General features: G+C 65.4%; 21 protein-coding genes. 15 read left to right on the forward strand and 6 right to left on the reverse strand.

What is annotated here, in order from left to right; genetic code table 11:
* Positions 1–43: 43 nt before the first annotated feature.
* Entirely contained in the window at positions 44–2206 is a 2163-nt protein-coding gene (locus tag ACQR1I_RS02755) for a malate synthase G (RefSeq protein WP_434865639.1), read from the reverse strand.
* Between the two features lie 999 nt (positions 2207–3205).
* Here ACQR1I_RS02755 and ACQR1I_RS02760 point away from each other — a divergent pair.
* The 4 genes from ACQR1I_RS02760 (at position 3206) to ACQR1I_RS02775 (ending at position 4744) form a co-directional block, all read left to right on the forward strand.
* Positions 3206–3565: a type II toxin-antitoxin system RelE/ParE family toxin gene (locus tag ACQR1I_RS02760; protein WP_434865640.1), complete on the forward strand. Its 360-nt coding sequence runs from the start codon at positions 3206–3208 to the stop codon at positions 3563–3565.
* Positions 3549–3872 (forward strand): helix-turn-helix domain-containing protein, encoded by a 324-nt coding sequence (locus ACQR1I_RS02765; protein ID WP_434865641.1) that lies wholly within the window; start codon positions 3549–3551, stop codon positions 3870–3872. The genes ACQR1I_RS02760 and ACQR1I_RS02765 overlap by 17 nt, the downstream gene beginning before the upstream one ends.
* A gap of 82 nt (positions 3873–3954) precedes the next feature.
* Positions 3955–4257, forward strand: coding sequence for a hypothetical protein (locus tag ACQR1I_RS02770; protein WP_434865642.1), 303 nt, complete (start codon positions 3955–3957; stop codon positions 4255–4257).
* 142 nt (positions 4258–4399) lie between these two features.
* A complete protein-coding gene (locus tag ACQR1I_RS02775; RefSeq protein ID WP_434865643.1) occupies positions 4400–4744 on the forward strand; it encodes a hypothetical protein in 345 nt (114 codons plus the stop codon).
* A 109-nt stretch (positions 4745–4853) separates the two neighbouring features.
* Here the strand turns inward: ACQR1I_RS02775 and ACQR1I_RS02780 are convergent, their stop codons facing one another.
* From ACQR1I_RS02780 to ACQR1I_RS02790, 3 genes are all read right to left on the reverse strand, one after another.
* Complete coding sequence (locus tag ACQR1I_RS02780; RefSeq protein WP_434865644.1) at positions 4854–5192, reverse strand: DUF1493 family protein; 339 nt, start codon at positions 5190–5192, stop codon at positions 4854–4856.
* Positions 5193–5262: 70 nt separating this feature from the next.
* Positions 5263–5724, reverse strand: a complete 462-nt coding sequence (locus ACQR1I_RS02785; protein WP_434865645.1) for a hypothetical protein — start codon at positions 5722–5724, stop codon at positions 5263–5265.
* Between the two features lie 103 nt (positions 5725–5827).
* Positions 5828–6565, reverse strand: a complete 738-nt coding sequence (locus tag ACQR1I_RS02790; RefSeq protein WP_434865904.1) for a hypothetical protein — start codon at positions 6563–6565, stop codon at positions 5828–5830.
* 276 nt (positions 6566–6841) lie between these two features.
* Here ACQR1I_RS02790 and ACQR1I_RS02795 point away from each other — a divergent pair, with 276 nt between their 5' ends.
* Positions 6842–7936 (forward strand): cytochrome c peroxidase, encoded by a 1095-nt coding sequence (locus tag ACQR1I_RS02795; RefSeq protein WP_434888699.1) that lies wholly within the window; start codon positions 6842–6844, stop codon positions 7934–7936.
* 586 nt (positions 7937–8522) lie between these two features.
* Here ACQR1I_RS02795 and cysC read toward each other — a convergent pair.
* Together cysC and cysD are read right to left on the reverse strand one after the other, a co-directional pair.
* On the reverse strand, positions 8523–10439 hold the full coding sequence (gene cysC, locus ACQR1I_RS02800) for an adenylyl-sulfate kinase (RefSeq protein WP_434865647.1): 1917 nt from the start codon (positions 10437–10439) through the stop codon (positions 8523–8525).
* An 11-nt stretch (positions 10440–10450) separates the two neighbouring features.
* A complete protein-coding gene (cysD, locus tag ACQR1I_RS02805; protein WP_434865905.1) occupies positions 10451–11245 on the reverse strand; it encodes a sulfate adenylyltransferase subunit CysD in 795 nt (264 codons plus the stop codon).
* 234 nt (positions 11246–11479) lie between these two features.
* On the opposite strand from cysD, the gene cysG reads away from it, so the two are divergent.
* The 10 genes from cysG to ACQR1I_RS02855 all read left to right on the forward strand — a co-directional run bounded on the left by cysG (position 11480) and on the right by ACQR1I_RS02855 (position 21040).
* Positions 11480–12910 (forward strand): siroheme synthase CysG, encoded by a 1431-nt coding sequence (gene cysG, locus ACQR1I_RS02810; protein WP_434865648.1) that lies wholly within the window; start codon positions 11480–11482, stop codon positions 12908–12910.
* The gene (locus ACQR1I_RS02815) at positions 12911–13225 is read left to right on the forward strand and encodes a DUF2849 domain-containing protein (RefSeq protein WP_434865649.1); all 315 of its coding nucleotides are present in this window, start codon (positions 12911–12913) and stop codon (positions 13223–13225) included.
* A 10-nt stretch (positions 13226–13235) separates the two neighbouring features.
* A complete protein-coding gene (locus ACQR1I_RS02820) occupies positions 13236–14891 on the forward strand; it encodes a nitrite/sulfite reductase (RefSeq protein ID WP_434865650.1) in 1656 nt (551 codons plus the stop codon).
* A complete protein-coding gene (locus tag ACQR1I_RS02825) occupies positions 14878–15396 on the forward strand; it encodes a DUF934 domain-containing protein (RefSeq protein ID WP_434865651.1) in 519 nt (172 codons plus the stop codon). Before ACQR1I_RS02820 ends, ACQR1I_RS02825 begins: the two co-directional genes overlap by 14 nt.
* Positions 15393–16118 carry a phosphoadenylyl-sulfate reductase gene (locus tag ACQR1I_RS02830; RefSeq protein WP_434865652.1) on the forward strand — a complete coding sequence of 242 codons (726 nt, stop codon included), beginning with the start codon at positions 15393–15395 and terminating at the stop codon, positions 16116–16118. The genes ACQR1I_RS02825 and ACQR1I_RS02830 overlap by 4 nt, the downstream gene beginning before the upstream one ends.
* Before the next feature lie 210 nt (positions 16119–16328).
* A complete protein-coding gene (locus tag ACQR1I_RS02835; RefSeq protein ID WP_434865653.1) occupies positions 16329–17318 on the forward strand; it encodes a sulfate ABC transporter substrate-binding protein in 990 nt (329 codons plus the stop codon).
* Between the two features lie 44 nt (positions 17319–17362).
* Positions 17363–18196 carry a sulfate ABC transporter permease subunit CysT gene (gene cysT, locus ACQR1I_RS02840; protein WP_434865654.1) on the forward strand — a complete coding sequence of 278 codons (834 nt, stop codon included), beginning with the start codon at positions 17363–17365 and terminating at the stop codon, positions 18194–18196.
* A gap of 9 nt (positions 18197–18205) precedes the next feature.
* Entirely contained in the window at positions 18206–19108 is a 903-nt protein-coding gene (gene cysW, locus ACQR1I_RS02845; protein WP_434865655.1) for a sulfate ABC transporter permease subunit CysW, read from the forward strand.
* Positions 19098–20132 (forward strand): sulfate/molybdate ABC transporter ATP-binding protein, encoded by a 1035-nt coding sequence (locus ACQR1I_RS02850; protein ID WP_434865656.1) that lies wholly within the window; start codon positions 19098–19100, stop codon positions 20130–20132. Before cysW ends, ACQR1I_RS02850 begins: the two co-directional genes overlap by 11 nt.
* A gap of 392 nt (positions 20133–20524) precedes the next feature.
* A complete protein-coding gene (locus ACQR1I_RS02855) occupies positions 20525–21040 on the forward strand; it encodes a CAP domain-containing protein (RefSeq protein ID WP_434865657.1) in 516 nt (171 codons plus the stop codon).
* The last annotated feature ends 52 nt before the right edge of the window (positions 21041–21092 follow it).

The raw sequence follows: 21092 nt of genomic DNA on the forward strand, positions 1-21092 counted from the left end.
CAGATCAAAAAAAGCCCCGGCGGATGGCCGGGGCTTTGCTTCGTCAGGCCTGGGCTTTCGCCTCGCGCCGCCGCGCGGTCAGGATGTACTCGGTGTAGCCATTCGGCTGGGTGCGACCTTCGAACACGAGGTCGCAGGCTGCCTTGAAGGCGACGCCGTCGAACGACGGCGCCATCGGCTGATACAGCGCATCGCCGGCATTCTGCTTGTCGACGACCACCGCCATGCGCTTCAGCGAGTCCATCACCTGCTCCTTGCTGACGACGCCGTGGTGCAGCCAGTTGGCGAGATGCTGGCTGGAGATGCGCAAGGTCGCGCGATCTTCCATCAGGCCGACATCGTGGATGTCAGGCACCTTGGAGCAGCCGACGCCCTGGTCGATCCAGCGCACGACGTAGCCGAGAATGCCCTGGCAGTTGTTGTCGATCTCCTGGCGGACGTCGTCCGGCGCCCAGTTCGAGTTCGACACCGGGATGGTGAGGATGTCGCCGAGCTTGGCGCGCGGGCCGCCCTTGGTGAGCTCGTCCTGGCGGGCGTGCACGTTGACCTGGTGATAGTGCAGGGCGTGCAAGGTGGCCGCGGTCGGCGACGGCACCCAGGCCGTGGTGGCGCCGGCGGAGGGATGGCCGATCTTCTGCGCCAGCATGTCCGCCATCTTGTCCGGCGCCGCCCACATGCCCTTGCCGATCTGGGCGTGGCCGGGCAGGCCGCAGGTCAGGCCGTTGTCGACGTTCCAGTCCTCATAGGCCTTGATCCAGGCCTGCGCCTTCATCTCGTTCTTGCGGATCATCGGACCCGCTTCCATCGAGGTGTGGATCTCGTCGCCGGTGCGGTCGAGGAAGCCGGTGTTGATGAAGACGATGCGCTTGGAGGCGGCCTGGATGCAGGCCTTGAGGTTGACCGTGGTGCGGCGCTCCTCGTCCATGATGCCGACCTTCATGCTGTTCTCCGGCAGGCCGAGCAGCTTCTCGACGCGCGCGAACAGTTCGACCGTCAGCGCGACCTCGTCCGGGCCGTGCATCTTCGGCTTGACGATGTAGATCGAGCCGGTGCGGCTGTTCTTGGTCTTGGAGCCGCCCTTGAGGTCGTGGATCGCGAGCAGGCCGGTCACGACAGCGTCGAGAATGCCTTCCGGCACCTCCTCGCCATCGGCGCCGAGCACGGCGTCGGTGAACATGTGATGCCCGCAATTGCGGATCAGCAGCAGGCTGCGGCCGTGCAGGGTCAGGGTGCCGCCGGACGGCGTGGTGTAGCTGCGGTCAGTGTTGAGGGCGCGGGTCAGCGTCTTGCCGCCCTTCTCGAAATCCGCCGACAGCGTGCCGTTCATCAGGCCGAGCGTGTTGCGGTAGACCAGCACCTTGTCCTCGGCGTCGACGGCGGCGACCGAGTCCTCCATGTCGAGAATGGTCGACACCGCGGCTTCGAGGATCATGTCGGACACGCCGGCCGGATCGTCCTTGCCGATGACGTGGCTGCGGTCGACCACGACCTCGATGTGCAGGCCGTTGTTGGCGAGCAGGATGACGGAGGGGGCGTCGGCCGAGCCCTGATAGCCTGCGAACTGGTCGGCGTTCTTCAGCGCGGTGGCGTTGCCGCTCTTCAGCTTGGCGGAGAGCTGGCCCGCGATGACGCTGTAGGCGGTGACGTCGGTGTGGCTGCCGGTGGCGAGCGGCGCGGCGGCATCGAGGAAGGCCTTGGCCTTGGCAATCACCTTGTCGCCCCGGGCCTTGTTGTAGCCACGGCCGCCCTCGCTCGGATCATGCGGGATGGCGTCGGTGCCGTAAAAAGCGTCGTACAGCGAGCCCCAGCGCGCATTGGCGGCGTTCAGCGCGTAGCGGGCATTGGTCAGCGGCACCACCAGCTGCGGGCCGCAGATCTTGCCGATCTCCTCGTCGACATTGGCGGTCTCGACCTTGTGGGTCGCCGGCTCGGGCAGCAGGTAGCCGATCTCCTTCAGGAACGCCGTATAGGCGCCGAGGTCGAAGGCCTTGCCCTTGTTGGCGAGGTGCCAGGCGTCGATCTTGTCCTGCAGCGTGTCGCGGACCGCAAGCAGCGCGCGGTTCTTCGGCGCAAGGTCATGCAGGATCGCGGCGACGCCGGCCCAGAACGCGTCCGGATCGATCCCGGTCTTCGGCGCGGCCTCCTTGGCGATGAAGTCGAACAGGACGGGGGCGATCTTCAGTCCATGGGCGTCGATACGGGTCATGATGAGACGTTTCTCTCGAAAAAAGGGCGACGTTGCGCGGGATCCGGGCAGGCTGAAATAGCCGCCTCCGGGGCAGCTTGTGCAGTGCATTTAGCGCCAAAGCGAGGGCCACGGAAGGGGGGAGGGGTATCGCAGTTGGTCGGGGGAGGGCGCAGGGCGGGTTGACCGGGGCGGTCTGGGAACAATCCCGGGCCGCCGCATTCGATCCTGCCGCCATCCTCTCCGCCGTCCTCACCAGGCACCGCCGTCATTGCGAGGAGCCAACGGGTCCGCGCAAAGCGCGGCCCGATGACAGGCTCCGCGACGAAGCAATCCAGGCTGCCGCCGCGGAGACAGTCTGGATTGCTTCGCTTCGCTCGCAATGACGCCTGAGGAGACATCTCGCTGCCCATTTGGAATGTGCACTTGCGGACAGCTGCCCGCGTTCTCGCGACGCCCATTCGCGTCCGAGCTTTGCTCTTTTGTCGCCCCTCGATCACGAGAGGCGCAGGGAAGGCCGGGTGCTGGCTGCACCCATGGCCCGCCTGCAGAAAAAAATGCAGGCGGCAGTCACCACAGGTACGAGCCGGACATCCGGCCTCCCCTGCGCGATGTCTTTACGGTTGCTCCGTGGTCTCCCCGGTGCGCCGGGCTTTCTGGTCACCGTTGCCCACGCAGCGCGCGTTGGCGCTTCGCAGACGTGGCATCAGCGTCGGGATGCCAGGACCCCACGGCTTGGCCGTGCGCCTCGGGACTGTCCGTCGACATGACTGAACACGCCGCAGCCCGAAACGCCCACCGCATCCCGCACCCGACGTCCGTGACGGTCGCGAACTGTCCCTCGTGTGGGAGGGGATGCGGGAGAGATAAGCATGATTTCGGAAAAAATGAAAGAGGAATATTTTTGCGATGGGACTGGACAGGGCAGATTGGGTTGATACGGTTCGATAATTCGGTTTTTTCGTATTGGCATTGTGTTGAAGTATGTAGCACTAGGTGCTACATTGGTGTTGGCGGACGATGGGTGTTTTCAAAACGGCATGGTTCTCGAAAGCAGCCCGCAAGGCCCGCATTGGGGATGCCGAGCTTTGTGAGGCCATCCAGGAGGTCAAGATCGGGCAGGCTGACGACCTCGGCGGAGGCGTCTTCAAAAAGCGCCTGAACAAGAACATGTACCGAAGCATCATCCTGGCAAAGAGTGGTCGCAACTGGATCTACGCGTACCTTTTTGCCAAGAAGGACAGAGCGAACATAGCGGACGATGAGTTGGATGACTTCCGAACGCTCGCCAAGAGCTATGCCGCTTTGGATGACGCGCAGCTCGCTGAGCTTCTAATGGACGGGGACTTGGTGGAGATCTGCCGTGAAAAAGAAAAATAGGTTCAGGTCCGATCTCTCGGAGGCACTACATTCGTCCGCCACGATGTTGGACAAGGTTGGCGCGCTCGACAAGGCGACCATGAGAGATTTCGATGCCCGGCACCTGGTCGTCGCCGACGAGATGAAGCCCGCTCAGATCAAGAAGATCCGCGAGGCCAACAAGGTCAGCCAGCCCGTGTTCGCCCGATACCTCAATACGAGTGAAAGCACTGTCGAGAAATGGGAGAGCGGTGCCAAGCGGCCGAGCGGCATGGCGCTGAAGTTGTTGACCGTGGTGCAAAAGCACGGATTGAAGATCCTGGGGTGACGCTTGCACGGTGTGAATTGGCTGCGCTTGCCGCTTCTGGCGTCGCTTTGCCCACCCGGCACCTAACAGGGAGTTCCCGCGCGTGATGCAGGCATCCGTCAAGGAGATTTTGACGCTTGGTCCTTTGCCGCATTCGGCTGCTGCGGAAGTCGAACGGATAGCGAGTTACGAGACCTTGATGAAGAACGTCGAGCAGCCGGTCAGCGATGATGATGCGAGGGCTCTGGCCGGCCTCTTGGGGCCAGATGATTGCTTTGGCCTGGCATGGGCGCTCGTTCATCTGATTGAAACAGCCCCGGGATGGCCTCTCAGCGATGTCCTTGAAGGGCGATCCGGAGCGTGGATCGCCATACTGAACGACAGGTCGCTCACGTCACGCTCATGAGTGGCGCGTGATGCTGGTCCTGTCCCGCTTGCGCAGCCGAAGCCGCTATTGCGATAGATGTCTTGTCGCCCAGTTCGTACGGCGAAGCCGTTGTTGGATTTTGCAGCTTACGCGCTTGGCATCGCATCTGGAGTGGGTATCGATGGCCCGTCTGACCGACCGATACCACGTTCGCAGGCTGCTGCCCGAAGATGCGTATCGTGCGGAGCTATTGGGCCAGCTCGACCGCATCTGCCCAGGCGGATCGATCTATCACGTGCTGAGACAGATCCCCGAGCAGTGCGAAGAGGTCTATACGATCCTCGTAGACGACCATACCGTCGTGGGCTTCGACGTACCACGCGGGTCTGGACCGACAGTTCTGACGGCGGTGACGATTCAGAGCTTCGCTAACTATCAAAGCCAGATCGGCCAGGGCAAGGAGCGCATCAGGCTGCAACGCGCAGCAGAGCGCGCCAGAGAGATGATCGACAATGGGAGAGCGTAGGGTGGGCAAAGCCGCTCCCGCGCATCGCGCGGGAGCGGCGTGCCCACCGCATGCTTGCTCGGTGCGAAACGGTGGGCACGCGCCGCCTTTCGGCGTCGCTTTGCCCACCCTACGTGATGTCCCCAGACGGCCAGCGCTTTTGCCTCGCAGCGTCGACGAGCGTTCCGACCGTCAAGGGCTGCGGCGAAGGCCGCAAACGAAGAACGGTCAGGATGAGCCCGGTCAACGAAAAGCCCTCCGGGCCGAAATGTCGGTCGAATGCGAAGCCGGACATGTCGACCTCGAAGGCACGCTGAAACGCGATCATGAATTCATATGCCTCGATGCCGTCGACGCCGAGGTCGCGGGCGATGTCGGTCTGTTCGGAGAGTTCGATGCGCGCTCCGGTCTGCGCTGCGACGAAATGTAGAACGCGTTGATGGAGCGGATCTGAGACGGGCGGTGTCATCTGGTGCCCGTTTCGACCCGCTGCCACGCGCGAGCGGCAATGCAGCTTTGCTTCGTCTTCGGCAACGGAGCTACGCCCAAGCCAAGCCGGTCACGATGGCCGGTCCGTCGCTGTCCTTGTTCGATGCCTTGGTTGCCCGTTTCCGGATGCTCGCGCCGCGTGCGCGCCGATGGCGAGCATCCAAGCGTCTCGCCGTGGTCATGAGGTCGTTCTTCGCGCGCCCAAGTCGTGCGATGGCCTGCTTGACGACGAACAAGATCGTCGAGACGCGGCTGAGGAGTCCGACCAGCAACAAGACCGAGAAGATATCGATATAGGCCAGGATGTCGCCGACGAGCATCAATTCGGGCGGGATCGGGATGCTGTGATAGTAGGCCAGACCGAGAATGATGACCGGCAGGAAGGCGATGACCCGCCGCCACGTCAGCCGGTCCAGCAAGGCGGCGAACTGGACGACAAAAACATCCCACAACCAGTCACCCAGGAGGGCAGGCTTGTCGATCGTCCATGTCCGCCAAAGCGCTTTCCACATCGAGCCGCTCCGCATCTGAGGGAGGCACACCTCGGCACTATAACACGACGGACTTCGGATGCACCGGACCACGCGGCTGCTGTGGCGACAGATCATTCGACTGTCATAGCGCCCCCGAGTTCACCAGCCCGAACTTCAGCCACGCCGAAGGCGGCACCTCGGTGGGGCGTTTGCGGTCGGCCCAGTTGCGGTCGACGATGTCGAGGATGGCGGGGTCGATGCCCATTTCGCGCAGATAGAGCCGGGCCTGGCCGCCGTAGTACGTGGTCAGGCCGGCGCGATGTTCGTCGGAGACGTTCGGCGCGAGCCGGTTGTGGATCTCCATGCCGACCAATTCGACCGACGCATCCGGCGGCAGGCTGCGGTGCACGCCGCCGGCCAGCATCAGCACGCAGGCATTGTCGCACGGCATCCGCGTGGCATCGAGCCTGGCGTCGAGCGGGCCGCCGCTGCGCTTCAGGGCCGCGCAGTCGGCCACCGGCTTGCCGCGGCAGGCATCGACCAGCGTGCGTCCGGCGCTGGCATCCAGGCCGCGGTCGCGCAGGATGCGGCCCATGCTCACGGCAACACTGAGGCTGGCTTCACCGCTGGTATGGATCACGACCGGCAGCTTGCGGCCGGACTGGCGGTCGAGAATGGCGATCAGGCGCTTGAACGTATCGAACTTGATCGCACCTTCGGCGGCGATCCAGTCGGCGCAGCCGGGACCGCAGGACTCCGGCGGACCATGCGCGACGTAGAAGATCATGGCGTCGGGCAGCGCGCCGAACTCGGCGATCGGCGCTGGCGGCGTCTTTGATGATTGGGCGCCGGATGATGGCGTCCCGATGATCAGTATCATCGCGGCCATCAACAAGGCTCGACAAGGTCTCGCAGCCATGGGCATCACCCCCCAGCAATCCCGTCATGATTGTCACAGTCGGGGCAAGGTTGTGCAAGGGGATCTATGCACGCGCGAATCAAGCGGGCCGCTGCTGAAAGTCACTTTTGCAGGGCCGTGGCAGAATCGGCGGCATCTGACGCATCTGCGCCGACTCATCGCCCCTGCACAGTCCCACTTCGGACGTAAAGGCTATCGATAACTACTTGCAGCTATAGGATGTCGAAGAGGCGGGCGATGTCGTTCACGGGGCTGAAGTCGGTCGTCCTATGCCTGAGCCTGCTCGCGCTGCCCGCACTTGCGGCGGATCACGCGGCAACGCGCTATGTCCAAGCGGCCGAGAAACAGCCGTCACTGCTGCAGCGGCTCGCGGCGGCATTGAAGCCAAAGCCGGTGCATGTCGCCGCCGTAACGCACAAACGCTCCGTGCACAGGCCCTCCGCACACGGGATCAGGACCTCCGCGCACAGGGTGAGGATCAGGCATGCGGCCGTAGCGCCGCGCAAGCGGAAGACCACGCCCGCCGTGGTTGCGGCTGAGCCGCCGATGGCGCAGCCTTTGACAGTAACGCAGCCTTTGACGGTGGCGCAGCCGGTGGCAGTGGCGCAGCCCGTAACGGTCGGCGCGGCTGTTACACCGCCCGCGCAGCTCTCCGAGGCGGAGCTCGCCGCCAAGGGGCTCGACCTGTTCAACGACGTCAATCTGTCGGCGGGCGGCAAGGCGTCCTGCGCCACCTGCCACTTCTCGACTGGGCATACCAACAACAAGACCTATGTCGGCCTCGACGTCGTTGCCGACGGCGATCCCAACGGCCGCAACACGCCGACCTTGTGGGGCGTCGCGGAGCGCTCGGTGTTCGGCTGGGCCGGCCAGGCGGCGACACTGGAAGACAGCATTCGCGGCATCATCGTCAACCGCATGAAGGGGCCGGAGCCGTCGAAGGAGACGCTCGCAGCGTTGGTCGCCTATGTGCGCACGCTGAACTATCCGGCGAACTGGCAGGTCAAGGAAGACGGCACGCCGAGGGCCGATGCGAGCGCGGCCGTCAAGCGCGGCTATGACCTCTATGTCGGCGATGGCGGCTGCGGCACCTGCCACCAGCTGCCGACCTTCGACAAGAAGAGCAAGGACGACATCGGCACCGGCGGCAAGTTCAAGGTGCCGAGCCTGCATGCGGTCTCGTCCACCGCGCCGTATTTCCATGACGGCCGCACCGGCTCGCTGCGCGAGGCGGTCAAGATCATGTGGGAAGTCTACGCCAAGAAGCTGGAATCGCGGCTGCCGACCGAGGACGAGCTCGACGATCTCACGTCGTATGTCGGCGCGCTGTAGCAGCGGGCAGGACAGCTAACAACCGTCATCACGGCGACTGCCCGCGCTGATGGTGCTTCATAGTTCGAGATGCGCCGAAGGTGGCGCTCCTCACCATGATCCTTCAGCGGCGGAGCAGCCGCTGCACACTGACCATGATCACGTTGGCAGCGTGCTCATGGAAAGCAGCCTTATCGAGAAGCGGGAAACTAATCGACCTCGCCGCGGGCGGGCCGGCCGTGACTGCGCCCTCGCCCCCGAAGCGAAGCGAAGCTTCGCCAGGGTGAGAGAGGGCATGCATGGCAGCGCAACGATCTCGGTCGGGTGAGGGGTCTGTCTCAACGAGTTGCGCTCGCTGAGAGAACCCCTCACCCAACCGAGCCTGCGGATCGGCCGGCGATGCCCTCTCCCACAAGGGGCGAGGGCACTGCATCGCGCAGCGGTGCGGAGGTAGCAGCTTGGCTCGAACGAGATCATCAAAGGACCAGAGATCGAGAAGCGGAAGAGAGTCCAGCTCCGACACCGGAACTGCACATCCTCCATGAGCAGCGTGTTCATGGAGAGGAGTGAGCTCCGAAGCCGGAGCTGCACATTGAAGCGGCAGACGTCAGATATTCGCGCCGAGATCGGCGATGTCGTCGAACAGCACCGAGGTCCGCGACAGCAGCGCCTCGAGCTCGTCGGTGGCGTCGGCGATGCCGCGGGTGGCAGTGTCGATGATCAGCTCCGCATCGAGCGGCGGCTCGTAGTCGGTGCCGATGCCGGTGAAGTTCTGCAGGTTTCCCGCGCGGGCCTTGGCGTAGTGGCCCTTGGGGTCGCGGCTCTCGCAGATCTCGGCGGCGGTGGCGACGTAGATCTCCCGGAACAGATCACCGGCAACACGCCGCGCGGCGGCGCGGTCCTCGCGCGCGGGTGACACCGCCGCCACGATCGCGATATGGCCGTTGCGGGCGAGATGCGTCGCGACCTCGGCGAGGCGGCGGATGTTCTCGGCGCGGTCCTCCGGCGTGAAGCCGAGATCCTTGTTGAGGCCGGCGCGCACGGTGTCGCCGTCGAGCAGCACGGGGGCGCCGCCGCGGCTGAACAGCCGCCGCTCCAGGGCCCGCGCCAGGGTCGACTTGCCGGCGCCGGGCAGGCCGGTCATCCAGACCACCGCGCCCTTGTGGCGATAGCGGTCGGCGCGCTCCTGCGGCTGCAGCGCGGATTCCACCGGCATGATGTCGACAGGCTGAGCGCGCTTGCCGGCTGCGATCGACAGCACGAGACCACCGCCGGCGATGCGGCCCTGGACCTCGATGACGAGGCGGCCGGTGCGGGCATTCTCGGTGTAGGGATCGACGGCGACCGGCTGGGTTAGCGCGATCTCGATCTCGCCGACATGGTTGCGCGCGATCGATGCGTTCTCTTCGTTGGACAGCGAGCCCGGATCGACGGCCTTCTCGATCGCGACCACGCTGCCGCGCGCCTCGCGGGTGCCGAGCCGCACCAGGATGCTGTCACCCTTGGCGAGCGGCTGGTCGTGCAGCCAGAAGATGCGGGCGTGCAGCCGGCGCGCCGCCTGCGGCTCGCGGCCGACATGGGCGATGACGTCGCCGCGCTCGATGAACAGCTCGCGGTCGAGCGTGATGCCGACCGAGCGGCCGGCGCCTTGTGCTGATGTGACCGGCGTCTGCGGCCAGCCCTCGACGGTCTTGATCTTGGCGATCTTGCCCGAGGGCATGATCACGATCTCGTCGCCTGAGCGCAGCTCGCCGGCCTCGACACGGCCGGCGACGATGCGGCGGTCGTCGAACTTGTAGATCGCCTGCACCGGCAGCCGCAGCGGCAGGCTCGACAGCGGCTTGGCGGGCTCCAGGCCGTCGAGCGCCTCGACCACGGTCGGGCCGTCGTACCAGCCGATGCGCGACGTCAGCTGCGCCACGCCGTCGCCGTCGCGTGCCGAGATCGGAATGACGGCGACCGGCTTGACTCCGAGGCCCTGGAGATGCGCTGAGATCTCCGACTTGATCGCGTCGAAGCGATCCTCGCTGAAATCGACGCGGTCCATCTTGTTGACGACGACCGCGACCTGCTTCACGCCGAGCAGATGCAGGAGATAGCCGTGGCGGCGGGTCTGGTCGCGCACGCCTTCGAGCGCGTCGATGATCAAGACCGCGCCGTCGGCCTGCGAGGCGCCGGTGATCATGTTGCGCAGGAACTCGGCGTGTCCCGGCGCGTCGATCAGCACGACCTCGCGCGCATTGGTGCGGAAGCGGATCTGCGTGGTGTCGATGGTGATGCCCTGGTCGCGCTCGGTCTGCAGCGCGTCGAGCAGGAACGACCATTCGAACGGCATGCCGCGGCGCGCCGAGACGGCCTGCAGCATCTCGAGCTTGCCCTCGGGCAGGCTGCCGGTCTCATGCAGCAGGCGGCCGACCAGCGTCGACTTCCCGTGGTCGACATGGCCGACGATGACGATGCGGACCTGCGGGCGGGTGGTGCCGTTCGGCGTGGCGGGGGCGGCGGCGGGGACTCTCATGTTCATCGCTCGCCCTCTCACAGATAGCCGGCGACGCGCAGACGCTCGAACGCGTCCTCGGTCTCATGGTCGAGCGCGCGTCCCGCGCGCTCCGGCACCTTGGTGCTTTCGAGCTCGGCGAGAATCTCGGGAATGTTGGACGCGTTGGACGCGACCGGGAAGGTGATGTCCTGATCGCCGAGCGAGCGATAGCGCTTGCCGTTCCTGGACAGATACAGCGGGATGATCGGAATGTTCTCGCGCGCGGTGTAGGCCCAGATGTCGGCCTCGGTCCAATGCAGGATCGGGTGGATGCGCAAATGCGCGCCCTGCGGCGGCGAGGCGTTGAAGTGATCCCAGAATTCCGGCGGCTGGTCGCGGACGTCCCAATTGCCCTCGGCGCCGCGCGGCGAGAACACGCGCTCCTTGGCACGCGTCGCCTCCTCGTCGCGGCGGATGCCGGCGATCAGGCCGTCGAAGCCGTGCTTGGCGAGCGCCATCTTCAGGCCCTCGGTCTTGCGCGCAGCCGAGCGGGCGGCGGGCGGCAGGGTCGGATCGACGGCGTCGATCGGCGGGCACGGCTCGATCTTCAGGTCGAGACCCCATTCCTTCGCGTAGGTGTCGCGGAAGGCGTACATCTCGGGAAACTTCTTGGCGGTATCGACATGCATCGCCGGGAACGGCACGCGGCCGAAGAAGGCCTTGCGCGCCAGCCAGATCATCACATTCGAGTCTTTTCCCAGCGACCACAGCAGCGCCAGCTTCTTCAGCCGTGCAAAGGCCTCGCGGAGAATGTAAATGCTCTGCGCCTCCAGCTGATCGAGATGGTCCATCGTCGGCGCTGTATTCAGGACGCGCGGCATGGATGATGCTTGCTCGATCTCGGATGAGGGCAACCGGTCTCTGGAAACGTCGTTTGTGAGAATGTGCATGCTATCAGCCATCGCCTGCTTGGGAGAAAATTCTATGGCGAAGCCAAGGAATATTTTTCTCTTTACGTCCGCGACGTGACACTTATATAGAAAATAATTCCAGTCAACCCCGAAGAATCGAAGTCGACGGACGCAATGCAATATCTGCCGGTGTTTCTCGATCTGAAGACCGGTCCCGTGCTGCTGATCGGCGCGGGTGAGCTCGTTCGCGCCAAGCTTCGGGTGTTGTTGTCGGCCGGCGCTGATATCCGCTGGTTCGCGACTGATGGCGATTTCGATCTCGGTGGCCTGAAGGATGAGCACGGCCAGATCGAGCGCGCCGAGGGCGATCCGCTCAGCGCCGATCTAGTTGGCGTCATCGCCGTGCTGTGCGCGGGCGCGGGCGACATCGGCGTTGCGATGTCGGCGCGGGCGCGCAGCGTCGGTCTGCCCGTCAATGTGATGGACGACCTCGCGCATTCCAGCTTCATCTTTCCGGCGATCGTCGACCGCGGCGACGTGGTGGTAGCGATCGGCACCGGCGGCTCGTCGCCGGTGGTGGCGCGGCGCGTGCGCGAGCGCATCGAGGCGCTGCTGCCGGCGCGGATCGGCGAACTCGCGAGCTTCATCGGCGACTTCCGCAAGACCATCAATCCACGTATTGCGGAGATGCCGCTGCGCCGGCGCTTCTGGGAGCGCATCGTCGACGGCCCGATCGGCGCGCTGGTTCTGGCGGGTCGCAAGCAGGAGGCCGAGGCGGCGCTGCACGCCATCGCCGATCCCACCGCCTATGCGGGCGCCGATCATGCCGGCCGCAGCGAAGGTCATGTGACCTTGGTCGGTGCGGGCCCTGGCGATCCCGATCTTCTCACCATCAAGGCCCTGCGCGCGCTGCAGGACGCCGACGTCGTGTACTACGACGAGCTGGTGACCCCGGAAATTCTCGACCGCATCCGCCGCGATGCCTCGCGCGTGCCGGTCGGCCGCCGGGTCGGCAAGCCCGGCATCGGCCAGGATGCCGTGAACAAGCTGCTGATCGATGCCGCGCGCGAAGGCAAGCGCGCTGTCCGGCTGAAGGGCGGCGATGCCTTCGTGTTCGGCCGTGGCGGCGAGGAGGTCGATGCGCTGCGCAAGGCCGGCGTGGCCTACACCATCGTGCCCGGCATCACCGCGGGCATCGGCGCCGCCGCGCAGTTCGAGGTGCCGCTGACCTTCCGCAGCAAGGCGCTGCGCATCACCTTCCTCACCGCGCACAAGGAGCGCGATGCCGAGGCGGTCGACTGGTCCGTCCTGACCGACACCAAGATGTCCGTCGTCGTCTACATGGGCATGACCGCGGCACCGGCGGTGCGCGCAGGTCTGCTCGCCGCCGGCCGTTCGCCGCAGACGCCGGTCGGCGTATTTGCACGCGTGACACGGCCGGATGCGCAGGCCGCGGTCGGCACGCTCGATCAGTTGCCTGACCTCGTTGCGAAAATCGATGGCGGCCCGGCCATCCTCATCATCGGTGACGTCGTGGCGCACTCCGCGCCGTGGCGTCAGCAGAATCTCAGTGGCGTGATTGCTCAACTCCTGGAACCCGTCTGAATGACCTCCCCGCTGCAACAGAAGATCAAGATCACCGGTCCCTCGATCGTCACCGCGAACCGGACCTGGGATGGCGCCGTCATCTACCGCACCGGCAGCAACAGCTGGTCGGACGAGCTCACGGATGCCGCGATCGTCCGCACCGCGGATGAGGCACGGGCGCTGCTAACCGAGGCCGTCGCCGATGATCTCGGCGCCATCGGTCCCTACATCGCACCGGTCGAGGTCGCCGCCGACGGCGCGGTCAAGCCGGGCAACATGCGCGAACACATCCGGCTGACGGGCGCCACCATCGCGCTCCCGGCTCAAGCCTGAAGGCCCTCTCATGTACGCTTATGACGACATCGACCGCACCTTGGTCAACGAGCGCGTCGCCGAGTTCCGCGACCAGGTGAAGCGGCGCCTCTCGGGTGAGCTCACCGAGGACGAGTTCAAGATGCTGCGGCTGCAGAACGGCGTCTATCTGCAGCTGCACGCCTACATGTACCGCATCGCCATTCCCTACGGCACGCTGTCCTCGGAGCAGCTGCGCCGGCTGGCGCATGTCGCGCGCCGCTACGACCGCGGCTACGGCCACTTCACGACCCGGCAGAACATCCAGTTCAACTGGATCAAGCTCGCCGAGCTGCCGGATGCGATGGCGGACCTCGCCGAGGTCGGCATCCAGTCGATGCAGACCTCCGGCAACAACATGCGCAACGTCACCTCCGACCAATGGGCCGGCGTTGCGCCGGGCGAGGTCGAGGATCCCCGCATCTGGGCCGAGCTGCTGCGCCAGTTCACCACCCTGCATCCCGAATTCTCGTTCCTGCCGCGCAAGTTCAAGATCGCGATCACGGCCTCCGAGCACGACCGCGCCGCGATCAAGATCCACGACATCGGCCTGCGTCTCCTCAAGAACGAGCAGGGCGAGACCGGCTTCGAGGTGCTGGTCGGCGGCGGCCTGGGCCGCTCGCCCTTCATCGCCAAGACCATCAAGCCGTTCGTCCACGGTCACGACATCCTGAGCTATGTCGAGGCCATCCTACGTGTCTACAATCAGTACGGCCGCCGCGACAACATCTACAAGGCGCGCATCAAGATCCTGGTCCACGAGCTCGGCATCGAGAAGTTCGCCGCCGAAGTCGAGGAAGAATGGCAGCAGATCCGCGACGGCGTGCTCAAGCTCGACCAGGGGATTATCGAGGACATCCGCTCGCGCTTCTTCTATCCGGCGTACGAGACGCTGCCGCACATGCCGGACGAGCTGAGGCAGGCCGCGGCCGATCAGAAGTTCGAGGCCTGGCGCAAGAACTCGGTCTTCGCCCACAAGACGCAGGGCTATGCGATCGTCGTGGTGTCGCTGAAGCCGATCGGCAAGCCGCCGGGCGATGCGACCGCTGACCAGATGGATGCGCTCGCTGCTATCGCCGACAAATACTCGTTCGGCGAAATCCGCGTCGGGCATGAGCAGAATCTGGCGCTGCCGCATGTGCGCAAGCGCGATCTGCCGGCGGTGTGGAAGGCGCTCGAGGACGTCGGTCTCGCCGTCCCTAACGTCAATCTCGTCTCCGACATCATCGCGTGCCCGGGCCTCGACTACTGCTCGCTGGCGAATGCGCGCTCGATTCCGATCGCGCAGGAGATCACGCGCCGCTTCGCCAATCACGACACGGCGAACCTGATCGGCCGGCTGCACATCAACATCTCCGGCTGCATCAATGCCTGCGGCCATCACCATGTCGGCCATATCGGCATCCTCGGCGTCGAGAAGAACAACGAGGAATTCTACCAGATCACCATCGGCGGCCGCGCCGACGAGGGCGCCGCGCTCGGCACCCTGATCGGCCCCGCGGTGCCCTATGCCGAAGTTGCCGATGTCGTCGAGGACATCGTCGAAGCCTATCTTGCGCTGCGCGCGAGCCCCACGGAGCTGTTCGTCGATACGGTGAAGCGGCTCGGGGTCGAACCATTCAGGGAGCGGGTTTATGCCACTCGTTAAGGGCGGACACATCATCGCGGACGAGTTCGTCCGCGTCACCGACGATGCCGAGCTGCCGGCGCAGGGCGCGGTGCTCGTGTCGGAAACGCGCTTTCTCGCCGATCCGCAGGCCCTGCTCGGCCGCGCCAGTGGCAAGCTCGGCGTGATCTGGCCGAACAACCGTGACGTCGACGATCTCGTGCCTCATCTCGACCGCCTCGCGCTTGTTGCGCTGGTGTTCCCGAGCTTCCGCGACGGCCGCGCCTATACGCAGGCCCGCCTGCTGCGCGAGCGCTACGGCTACCGCGGCGAGCTGCGCGCCACCGGGCAGGTGCTGCGCGATCAGTTCGTGTTCATGCTGCGCGCCGGGTTCGATACGTTCGACGTCAAGAAGCAGGCCGACGCCGAGGCCTTCGGCGAGACGGTGAAGCGCTATTCGGTGTTCTACCAGCCGGCCGGCGACGGCCGCATCTCGGCGCTGCATCAGCGGCTGCAGCTGCGCCATTCGGAGAGTGCCGGGCTGTGAGCACGTTGGCTGCATCGACTGAGGTTGCGGAGGCGCCGGTTGCGGCGCTCGACGCCGCGCTGCGCAACGCGACGCCCCACGAGGTCATCGCCGCGGCGCTGCAAGCGATTGGCCGCGAGCGGCTCGCGGTGGTGTCGTCGTTCGGCTCGGAGTCGGCAGCCCTCCTGAAAGTGACCGCCGATGTCGACCCGGCGATCCCGGTGATCTTCCTCGACACCGGGCACATGTTCGCAGAGACGCTGGCCTATCGCGACCAGCTGATCGAGATCCTCGGCCTGCAGGACGTGCGCTCGATCAAGCCGGATCCGGCCGCGCTGGCGCGCGAGGATGCTGACAACGAGCTCTGGTTCTCCGATCCCGACGCCTGCTGCCGTATCCGCAAAGTCGAGCCGCTGGCGCGCGCGCTGGCGCCGTTCGCGGCCTGGATCAACGGCCGCAAGCGTTTCCAGGGTGGCTTGCGCGCGGCGATCCCCGTCGTCGAGCAGGACGGTGCGCGGGTGAAATTCAACCCGTTCGCCAACGTCACCCGCGAGGACATCGCGGCGATTTATCGCTCGGCCAATTTGCCGCAGCATCCGCTGGTCGCCTCCGGCTTCCGCTCGATCGGCTGCATGCCCTGCACCAGCCGCTCGGATACGGGCGAAGGCGAGCGCGCCGGACGCTGGCGCGGCCGTGGCAAGACCGAATGCGGCATCCATACGGTGGCGACCTCGGCGGTGTAGTTGGGACCGCCACCGTCGGCTGCTTCGAGCCGCGATGACGACATTGTGTCGCGGCAAAGAACAGCTCTCTCGATGCCGAATGCCTTGTAGCAAAATGCCTATGCCGGGCCGCAAACAAGAAAATCCGGTTTCGTTGACTCCGACGTGCACATCCGGCGATCTGCAGGACGCGCCTGCAACATCGCAGGCCCTAGGAAATGGAGAGCTTGGATGATGCGGCGTGTTCTGGCTGTTGTCGCTGGTCTGGCCTGGGCGGGAGCAGCCTATGCTGCCGACGTGAACCTGCTCAACGTGTCCTACGATCCGACGCGCGAGCTCTATGTCGAGTTCAACAAGGCGTTTGCCGCGAACTATCAGAAGGAGACCGGCAAGTCGGTCGAGATCAAGCAGTCGCACGGCGGCTCGGGCGCGCAGGCGCGCAGCGTGATGGATGGCCTGCAGGCCGACGTCGTGACCCTGGCGCTGGCCTATGACATCGACGCCATCGCGGGCAGGGGCCTGCTCGACAAGGAATGGCAGAAGCGTTTGCCGCAGAACGCCTCGCCCTACACCTCGACGATCGTGTTCCTGGTGCGCAAGGGCAACCCCAAGGGCATCAAGGACTGGGACGATCTGCTCAAGTCGGGCGTCGACATCATCACCCCGAATCCGAAGACGTCCGGCGGCGCCCGCTGGAACTATCTGGCCGCCTGGGGCTATGCGCTGAAGAAGACCGGCTCGGCCGACAAGGCCAAGCAGTTCGTCGCAGACCTCTATAAGCACGTTCCCGTGCTCGATACCGGGGCCCGCGGCGCCACTGTCACCTTCGTCGAGCGCGGTGTCGGCGACGTGCTGCTGGCCTGGGAGAACGAGGCCTACCTGGCGTTGAAAGAATTCGGTAAGGAAAAGTTCGAGATCATCTCGCCGTCGCTGTCGATCCTGGCCGAACCGCCAGTTGCCGTCGTCGACCGGGTCGTGGCCAAGAAGGGCACGCAGGCGGCTGCCGAAGCCTATCTGAAGTACTGGTATACGAAGGAAGGCCAGGAAATCGCCGCACGCAACTTCTATCGTCCGCGCGATCCCGACGTGGCAAAGACCTACGCCGACGCGTTTGCCAAGGTCGACCTGTTCACGATCGACGACGTGTTCGGCGGCTGGACCAAGGCCCAGAAGGAGCACTTCGGCGAGGGCGGCATCTTCGATCAGATCTACAAGAACTGATGATCCGGCACGGATAGGGACATCGGAATGAGCCAGGTGGCTTCTTGAGCGTACTTGCACCCCGACGCAGCACCTTGCCGGGCTTCGGTCTCACCATGGGACTGACGCTGACCTGGCTGTCCCTGATCGTGCTGATTCCCCTGGCTGGACTGTTCGTCCGCTCGACCGACCTGAGCCTGGCGCAGTTCTGGGACATCGTCACGAGCCGGCGTACCCTGAGCGCGCTGAAGATCTCGTTCGGGCTGTCGTTTGCGGCGGCGCTCGTCAACCTGGTGATGGGCACCATCGTGGTCTGGGCGCTGGTGCGCTACCGCTTTCCGGGCCGCCGGCTGTTCGATGCCATCGTCGACGTGCCGTTCGCGCTGCCGACTGCGGTCGCCGGCGTGGCGCTGACCGCGCTGTTCGCGCAGAAGGGCTGGCTCGGCGCGCCGCTGGCGGCGATGGGGATCAAGGTGGCGTTCACGCCGCTCGGCATTTTCATCGCGATGATCTTCATCGGCATCCCGTTCGTCGTCCGGACCGTGCAGCCGGTGCTGATCGACCTCGATCCGGAGATCGAGGAGGCGGCGGCCAGCCTCGGTGCCAGCCGCTGGCACATCGTCACCAAAGTCATCCTCCCGAGCCTGACCCCGGCGCTGCTGACCGGCTTCGCGCTGGCCTTCGCCCGGGCCGTCGGCGAGTACGGCTCCGTCATTTTCATCGCTGGCAACCTCCCCAACGTGTCCGAGATTGCCCCCCTCCTGATCGTGATCCGCCTGTCCGAGTTCCGCTATGCCGACGCCACGGCCATTGCAGTGGTGATGCTTGTGGTGGCATTCGTGATCATCTTCGCGGTGAATCGCCTGCAGCGCTGGGCTCAGTCCCAGGCGTCCACCTGAGGCCGCGACATGAGCATCGAGATGACCCTGCAACGGACGCCTGACGCCTCGGCGCGCAGCCTGGCCGAAAGTGCCGCCCGGCGTGATCCGCGCGCCGAGCCGACGGTCGTCCGCATCGCCATTATCACGCTGGCGGTCGCCTTCCTGTCGATCTTCGTCGTGTTGCCGCTGGTGGTCGTGTTCGTCGAGGCCTTCAGCAAGGGCGTGGTGGCTTATCTGTCTGCCCTGGCCGACCCCGAGGCGTGGTCCGCCATCCGTCTCACGTTCGGCGTCGCGGCGGTCTCGGTCGGCAGTAATTTGGTGTTCGGCCTCGTCGCCGCCTGGGCGATCACGAAGTTTGACTTCCCCGGCAAGACCGTCCTGATCACGCTGATCGATCTGCCGTTCTCGGTGAGCCCCGTCATCTCCGGCCTCGTCTTCGTGCTGCTGTTCGGCGCCCAGGGCTTCTTCGGGCCCTGGCTGCAGGAGCACGATCTGCAGATCCTGTTCGCCTTCCCGGGCATCGCGCTCGCTACCATCTTCGTGACCTTCCCGTTCGTCGCGCGCGCGCTGATCCCGCTGATGCAGGAGCAGGGCACGCAGGAGGAGGAGGCCGCGATCTCGCTCGGCGCCTCGGGCCTGCAGACTTTCTTCCGCGTCACGCTTCCCAATATCAAATGGGGCGTGCTGTACGGCGTCCTGCTCTGCAACGCGCGTGCGATGGGCGAGTTCGGCGCGGTCTCGGTGGTCTCGGGCCACATCCGCGGCGAGACCAACACGATGCCGCTGCTGGTCGAAATTCTTTACAACGAGTACCAGATGGTGGCCTCGTTCGCGATCGCCTCGCTGCTCGCGATGCTGGCGTTGATCACGCTGATCGCCAAGACCATTCTCGAACGCAACATCGACGGGGACCTGCCTCATGACCATTGAAGCAAGAGGCGTCGTCAAGACCTTCGGCTCCTTCAAGGCGCTCGACGGCGTCGACCTCAAGGTCGCCAATGGCGAGCTGCTGGCGCTGCTCGGACCCTCCGGCTCCGGCAAGACGACGCTGCTGCGGATCATCGCGGGGCTGGAATGGCCCGACGCCGGCGAGATCCTGTTCGACGGCGAGAACGCGCTCGACCGCGGCGCGCGCGAGCGTCATGTCGGCTTCGTATTCCAGCACTACGCGCTGTTCCGGCACATGAGCGTGTTCGAGAACGTCGCCTTCGGCCTGCGCGTGCAGCCGCGCAGCATCCGCAAGAGCGAGGCGCAGATCCGGGCGCGCGTGAAGGAGCTGCTCGACCTCGTGCAGCTCGACTGGCTCGCCGACCGCTATCCGAGCCAGCTCTCCGGCGGCCAGCGCCAGCGGATCGCGCTGGCGCGCGCGCTGGCCATCGAGCCGCGCATCCTGCTGCTCGACGAGCCGTTCGGCGCGCTCGACGCCAAGGTGCGCAAGGAGCTGCGGCAATGGCTGCGCACCTTGCATCATTCGATCAACGTCACCTCGATCTTCGTCACGCATGATCAGGAGGAGGCGCTCGAGGTCGCGCACCGCGTCGTCGTCATGGACAAGGGCCGCATCGAGCAGGTCGGCTCGCCGAACGACGTCTATGACAGTCCGGCGACCGCCTTCGTGCACGGCTTCATCGGCGAGTCGATCATGCTGCCGGTGGAGATCACCGGCGGTGCGGTTCACCTTAATGGACGGCCGCTGGACTTGGCCGCCGAGGGGGCCGCCGCGGGCGCCTCGACCTTGTTCGTGCGCCGCCATGACATGCTGATCGGCCCGGCCGACAGCGGCACGCTGCACGGCGCGGTCACCCACGTCCGCAGCTTCGGCCCGGTGCAGCGCGCCGAGATCGCGCTGACCGAAGGCTCGACGATCGAGATCGACGCCCCGCGCGACCGCGACCTCCGCATCGGCGACCGCATCGGCCTGAAGCCGCGGCACTATCGGATCTTTGCGGGCTGAGCGGGCGGGCTCACGCTTTGATCACGGATAATTAGTCCCTGACAGCGAGCCAAAAAGGTGGTGTCGTCCCGGACAAGCCCGGCAACGCGAAGCGTTGGCGGGCGCAGATCCGGGATCCATACTCCGTGCAGCCTGTTGGAGGCACGCCGGAGCGGCATCGCATTCAACACGACAGCCGCGGCGTATGGGTCCCGGCGCGGAGGCCGGGACGACACCGAAGGTGGCGCCGTCCTTGGCACCAACAGACTTGACCGCGCGGCTGCCATGGTTGACGAACCGTTACAGGGCCGAAACGGCTCAAATTGCGCCGATGGAACTTACCGTCGATTCACCTTTCAGCCACGGTTGATGTGCAACAACCCGCCTCTCGCATCGGCATAGGGACTGGTTCATTGAAGCATCGGGCACTCGCTTTCTCCATGGCACTCCTGCTTGCCGGCTGCGCGGCCGAGACGCCGGTGGTGCAGGCGCCGACCATGTATGCCGACATGGCGGTTGCGGGCGCCAGGCTCGATGCTGCCGCTGCGGCGACGATGATTTCGCAGTACCGCCAGAACAACGGGCTCGGCATGGTCGAGGTCGATCCCGAACTGATGCGGCTGGCGGAATCGCAGTCGCAGGCGATGGCCGACAAGAACAAGCTCGATCACGATGTGCGCGCGCCGCTGGCCAAGCGCCTGAACGGCGCCGGCTACGACGCGACTGTCGCAGTCGAGAACGTGTCCGCTGGCTACCACACGCTGGCGGAAGCCTTTTCAGGCTGGCGCGACTCGCCGCCGCATCGCGCCAACATGCTCAAGAACGGTGTCACAAAAATAGGCATCGCGGCGAGCTATGCTCCGAATACCAAGTACAAGGTGTTCTGGACCATGATCCTGGCGACGCCGGACAGCAAGAAGCCGTCCTGACCGGCAGCCCTGCCGCGGGCTTGCGCAGGCCGCGCGTAGGCGCGCGCCGCAG

It is taken from the genome of Bradyrhizobium sp. HKCCYLS2038 (genome assembly GCF_051167655.1).
Classification (GTDB): Bacteria; Pseudomonadota; Alphaproteobacteria; order Rhizobiales; family Xanthobacteraceae; genus Bradyrhizobium.

Excerpts from the sequence above, each read along its gene's own strand:
- ACQR1I_RS02815 (WP_434865649.1), top strand. The coding sequence starts at position 12,911 with ATGACCTCCCCGCTGCAACAGAAGATCAAGATCACCGGTCCCTCGATC.
- ACQR1I_RS02795 (WP_434888699.1), top strand. The coding sequence starts at position 6,842 with ATGTCGTTCACGGGGCTGAAGTCGGTCGTCCTATGCCTGAGCCTGCTC.
- cysC (WP_434865647.1), bottom strand. The coding sequence starts at position 10,439 with ATGAACATGAGAGTCCCCGCCGCCGCCCCCGCCACGCCGAACGGCACC.
- cysG (WP_434865648.1), top strand. The coding sequence starts at position 11,480 with ATGCAATATCTGCCGGTGTTTCTCGATCTGAAGACCGGTCCCGTGCTG.
- cysW (WP_434865655.1), top strand. The coding sequence starts at position 18,206 with ATGAGCATCGAGATGACCCTGCAACGGACGCCTGACGCCTCGGCGCGC.
- ACQR1I_RS02835 (WP_434865653.1), top strand. The coding sequence starts at position 16,329 with ATGATGCGGCGTGTTCTGGCTGTTGTCGCTGGTCTGGCCTGGGCGGGA.
- ACQR1I_RS02790 (WP_434865904.1), bottom strand. The coding sequence starts at position 6,565 with ATGATACTGATCATCGGGACGCCATCATCCGGCGCCCAATCATCAAAG.
- ACQR1I_RS02850 (WP_434865656.1), top strand. The coding sequence starts at position 19,098 with ATGACCATTGAAGCAAGAGGCGTCGTCAAGACCTTCGGCTCCTTCAAG.
- ACQR1I_RS02780 (WP_434865644.1), bottom strand. The coding sequence starts at position 5,192 with ATGACACCGCCCGTCTCAGATCCGCTCCATCAACGCGTTCTACATTTC.
- ACQR1I_RS02760 (WP_434865640.1), top strand. The coding sequence starts at position 3,206 with ATGGGTGTTTTCAAAACGGCATGGTTCTCGAAAGCAGCCCGCAAGGCC.
- cysD (WP_434865905.1), bottom strand. The coding sequence starts at position 11,245 with ATGGACCATCTCGATCAGCTGGAGGCGCAGAGCATTTACATTCTCCGC.
- ACQR1I_RS02825 (WP_434865651.1), top strand. The coding sequence starts at position 14,878 with ATGCCACTCGTTAAGGGCGGACACATCATCGCGGACGAGTTCGTCCGC.
- ACQR1I_RS02785 (WP_434865645.1), bottom strand. The coding sequence starts at position 5,724 with ATGTGGAAAGCGCTTTGGCGGACATGGACGATCGACAAGCCTGCCCTC.
- ACQR1I_RS02775 (WP_434865643.1), top strand. The coding sequence starts at position 4,400 with ATGGCCCGTCTGACCGACCGATACCACGTTCGCAGGCTGCTGCCCGAA.
- ACQR1I_RS02755 (WP_434865639.1), bottom strand. The coding sequence starts at position 2,206 with ATGACCCGTATCGACGCCCATGGACTGAAGATCGCCCCCGTCCTGTTC.
- ACQR1I_RS02820 (WP_434865650.1), top strand. The coding sequence starts at position 13,236 with ATGTACGCTTATGACGACATCGACCGCACCTTGGTCAACGAGCGCGTC.